This is a genomic window from Nostoc cf. edaphicum LEGE 07299, from assembly GCF_015207245.1.
In the GTDB taxonomy this organism is placed as follows: domain Bacteria; phylum Cyanobacteriota; class Cyanobacteriia; order Cyanobacteriales; family Nostocaceae; genus Nostoc; species Nostoc edaphicum_B.
Window position 1 is genome coordinate 1 of sequence record NZ_JADEXF010000526.1, and the last position, 4113, is coordinate 4113.

Sequence of the window (4113 nt, forward strand, 5' to 3'; positions counted from 1 at the left end):
GTAGTGTCTGGGTTGTAGTACTCATCCCGGTAAGCGAGAATAATATTGTCTGCCACCATTTCTAAAATTCCCGATTGGCTAAGGTCGCTCATCATGGGGCGCTTATTCTGTCTGCCCTCAACTCCCCTAGAGATTTGCGACAGTGCCAGCACAGGTACATCTAGTTCCCCTGCCATTTTGTAAAGTCCCCTGGCTACATCTCCTAGTCCATAGCTGCGGTTGCCTCCAGAGTCCTCTGCCATCATTTGCAGGTAATCAACGATAACTAACCCAAGTTTTCCCTCTTTAGCCTTAATTTGACGGCATTCGGAAGCAATTTGTGAAACGGTGATACCCCTTGAGTCATTCATGTACAGCGGTAATTCTGAAGCAACACCGACGATTTTGGCAATGCTTGTAAATTCCCAGTCTGCTAGGGGTTTATTACCTGAGCGATGTCTGCGGATGCGATCGCTTTTTAGTGGCGTTAACTCTAAATGCTTATAGGCGTTGGTGACACTAATTAAACTCCACAGCCTGTACTCCAATTGTTTCTTTGTCATCTCCAAGGAGAAGATGACCACAGGTAGCTCATGAAACAGTATCATTTGGAAAGCCAAAAACAAGGCGATCTGGGACTTTCCCATTGATGGCCTACCCGCAACTATGGTGAGTGTGCCGCTTTCAAATCCCACCATCAAATTATCGAGTTCATGAAGTCCTGTAGGGTAAATGGGGTTTCCTGAATTTAAATCCTCGTAAGCAGCAACGTTAATCGTGCTGTTGTGTTCAGTGTTTGAAGATAGGGTTTGATTAGATAATTGGAAAATTTTCTGTTCTGATTGGTCAAGGATTTGTGGTAACTCAGTTTCTGTCTCGTAACCCAGATGTACAATTTCATTTCCAGCCTTGATTAACTGTCTACGCGCGAATTTGTCCATTACCAACTCGGCTAAAGTGTCAATGTTGACAGCTGACACTGTACGGTCTACCAAAGTTGCTAGTTTATTTCTCCCGCCGATACGGACTAGTAAATCGTGGTCAGTAAGCCAAGCTGTAACTGTGAGTAAATCAGTGGGTTTACCAGAGCAATGAAGGCGCTGCACGGCTTGATAGATATCTTTATGGGCGCTAATGTAAAAGGCTTCGGGAATTAGGCGATCGCTCACCCTACCGATTGCTTCTGGATCAAGCATGATACCGCCTAAAATCGCCTCTTCCGCTTCGATGTTTTGGGGTGGCAATTTATCAATCATGTCTCACCGCCAGTATTCTCAGCGAGATTTTGACTTTGCGACTCTTCCCAAGCTCTTTGAGCTTGTCGCTGCCGTTCTTCAAGTTCTCGACGGAATTCGTCTCGAGCATTTTTTGTTTCAGTTTTTTTGGTTTGTACCTGTTTTGAAGCCAGATATTTTTCGTAATAAACTTCCCAGCGATTCCTTCCGGCTTTGTTCTTGTAAGCTAACCAAGCCTCAATGTCATTCACTGGCTGGCTAAGATTTTTGGTTTTTTCCTCACAAAATTCTAGAAAATTCGCTCGCTCCTCTTGTGAGAGAGTCTTAATAAAGTCTGAATAAGTCTTATAAGTCTTAGGACTTGAAGATTGGCTCTGAGTATGGCTTTCAGAACTCGGTTGTTGCGTAGCGATCGCGTCTGTTGCGTCATGATCACGCTTGTTGCGTAGCGATCGCGCTTGTTGCGGTGAGGCAACACTGTTGTCTGTAGGCAACACTGTTGTCTCATCGCAACAATGAAGCCCCCCAGCTAAAATTTTGACTTGGACTTTCAGTAGTTCAAGGTCAATGAATCCCTTGTCATCTAAGGCTTTGAGAGCGCGGCTAACTGTAGAGCGATGTACTTCTTTATTCTCTGTTGACAGTTGCCTAGCTATCCCGGAAACAGACAACTCAACCCCGTCGCCATAAGGATCGAGAGTGCGAATGTAGTACAGCACATCTTTTTGTGCTGGCGTTAATTCTCGGCAGGCTTTCAGCCATTCCTCGTGCTGGAGTGGGTAAAACTTACCTTGAATTTTTGAACTGTTCTGTGTCATAATCACCTTAATAAGCAAGAAAAATTTCCAGCCCCTGTCCCCCCAGACAAGGGCTAACTTTTTAAATACCAGCCATTTGACACACAGCAATAGAGAGCAAAGCGATTAGCAACTTCAGACGTTACTTGATGTATGCCGAAATTCTCTTAATTTGCGCCCTCAAAAGTGTCGCCAAAGCAAGTATTAGCCGAAGTTCTGTTCTACTGAAGAAAAGCTGATCTTATGTTTTCAGTCAGAACTGCTGTTGGCTTAATTTGAAAAGAGTAAGTCCCTTGTTATTATTGAATTATCCATAACTTTAAAAATCCTAATAGAGTTCTCTCTAAATATCGCATACTATAACAACTAACTAATCCTATAATTAGCTAGCAATGCAAAATTTTGTAACAGAGGAAACTTCTCTTTACCAGCAACTATTTGACGAGATGTTCGATAGGTACAACCTTTCGGCAAAGGTTGTAGCCAAGCAAGCTGGAGTTTCAGAGGTGCTAATTTCCAGATTTCGTAAGGGAAAGGCTGACTTGGGAACTAGAAAGTTTCTAGCATTGTTAGGGGCTGTTCCTATAGAAGCACGGGAGTGGTATTTGTCTCAGCTGCTTGGGGCAAAGCCAGGTGTAAGCCTGCAAAAGCTTGTATCTGCTGCCTCTGCTGTAGAAAGAGTTGAAATCATCAATTTAATTGCCCATTCTTTCCTAGAAGAGCGAAAAACTACTGGGACAGGTGAATTGATATCATCAGCAGTATGATCCATAGCAATCCCATGATATGAGTGAACATAAGGGATATTATGTGGACTTGTTGCTTGCTCACATCCAATTTTAAAACGATGTGATTGGATAATCTCCATGTTCGTCAGTCCAAAATACCAAAATACTTGCATCGTAAGGATTTTGTGTGGAGATGGTCAAGTGCTTTGAGGTATAAACTCATTGCCCACATAGTTCATCTTTTTTAAGATGCTGCCACTCTAATTCAATTGGATTCATCTGAGAGCAGTATGCGGGCAAAAAAAAGATGTACAAACCCATCTGTTCCCACTTTGACCATAACTGCTGAACTTCCTGACATCGATGTATTGGGCCGTTGTCCTGCACTATTACTCTAATGCGACCAACTTTCTGGGCATTAAGGGCTTCATGTTCCATCATCTGGATGTAAGGTTTACGACCAACACCCCCGATAACCAGACCGTAAATAAAACTTATTATTGGTTGAAAAAACCCGATAATGCTTAATCTACGATCACGACGCTTAGTTTGTTCCAGACGTTTTTGCTCACCTCGTTGGTAATAGGTGTAACCAGGCTCACTCCATGCACAAAACCCTGATTCGTCTAAATACTTTAGGTCTATTTCTCCAGTAGCAGCAGCTAATTCCATCAACTGATAGGCGTGGATTTTTTATTTGACCAATGTTCCTGTATGCCTGAATTATTAGAAATAGAAATTAGCCCACACGTTTATATGGACGGTTCATTATTGATTAACACAATGAATAATCATACTGTTACATCACGTTACAGTATAGATTCTTATTCTCAAATTCACTCTCATATAACAACAACCTTTAGGGATGCACTAAAAAATATAACTCAGGGTGATTACTCAGAAAATATCAAAAATGAAATTTGGTTTGCCATTGATTTTATAGAACACCTGCTCCAAAATGAGGGGAACACTCAGCAAATAAGTGACTCTAGTAATTTTAGCGATCAGTACTTAGCTATTCCCATACATTTTTTGTTAAAGGATGAAATTCTCCAATCCTCATTCATAGGAGATGAAAATTCTCCTATGAGTTATGATTTTCGTATATTATTAGAGCGTTATATTAAAGCTTTGTACCCTGCTAATGATTTTCTTCCCATTAGTAATGGCTACCCTGAGTGTATGACGAGATTTTAGAGCATTAGAGCAAACTAAACACCTAAAAGGGTTTCTCTGCTTTAAAAATAATTTGCCAATAGCTCTGGATGGAACAGAATATTTTGGCTCCAATCGCATTCACTGCTGACACTGTTCAAGCAGAACCTTTAGAAATGGAACAACGCAATATTTTCATGCAGTAATTCTCATTAGGAT

At 41.5% G+C, this 4113-nt stretch carries 5 protein-coding genes; 2 read left to right on the forward strand and 3 right to left on the reverse strand.

Annotated elements, in window-relative coordinates:
• Together dnaB and IQ229_RS16145 are read right to left on the reverse strand one after the other, a co-directional pair.
• Positions 1-1235, reverse strand: a 1235-nt coding sequence (dnaB, locus tag IQ229_RS16140; protein ID WP_194045345.1) for a replicative DNA helicase, incomplete at its 3' end; no start/stop codon positions are given.
• A complete protein-coding gene (locus tag IQ229_RS16145; RefSeq protein WP_162398277.1) occupies positions 1232-2032 on the reverse strand; it encodes a MarR family transcriptional regulator in 801 nt (266 codons plus the stop codon). The genes dnaB and IQ229_RS16145, both read right to left, overlap by 4 nt.
• 371 nt (positions 2033-2403) lie before the next feature.
• Between IQ229_RS16145 and IQ229_RS16150 the strand changes: the two genes are divergently transcribed.
• Positions 2404-2778, forward strand: a complete 375-nt coding sequence (locus IQ229_RS16150) for a transcriptional regulator (RefSeq protein WP_102151248.1) — start codon at positions 2404-2406, stop codon at positions 2776-2778.
• A 180-nt stretch (positions 2779-2958) separates the two neighbouring features.
• On the opposite strand, the gene IQ229_RS16155 is transcribed toward IQ229_RS16150, so the two are convergent.
• Entirely contained in the window at positions 2959-3411 is a 453-nt protein-coding gene (locus tag IQ229_RS16155) for a transposase (protein ID WP_162398276.1), read from the reverse strand.
• A 42-nt stretch (positions 3412-3453) separates the two neighbouring features.
• Between IQ229_RS16155 and IQ229_RS16160 the strand changes: the two genes are divergently transcribed.
• Positions 3454-3936 (forward strand): hypothetical protein, encoded by a 483-nt coding sequence (locus tag IQ229_RS16160; RefSeq protein WP_228013507.1) that lies wholly within the window; start codon positions 3454-3456, stop codon positions 3934-3936.
• Positions 3937-4113: the final 177 nt, after the last annotated feature.

What these genes read in the sequence shown, in the direction of transcription:
- IQ229_RS16150 (WP_102151248.1), top strand. Translation starts at nt 2,404, where the DNA reads ATGCAAAATTTTGTAACAGAGGAAACTTCTCTTTACCAGCAACTATTT.
- IQ229_RS16155 (WP_162398276.1), bottom strand. Translation starts at nt 3,411, where the DNA reads ATGGAATTAGCTGCTGCTACTGGAGAAATAGACCTAAAGTATTTAGAC.
- IQ229_RS16160 (WP_228013507.1), top strand. Translation starts at nt 3,454, where the DNA reads ATGCCTGAATTATTAGAAATAGAAATTAGCCCACACGTTTATATGGAC.
- IQ229_RS16145 (WP_162398277.1), bottom strand. Translation starts at nt 2,032, where the DNA reads ATGACACAGAACAGTTCAAAAATTCAAGGTAAGTTTTACCCACTCCAG.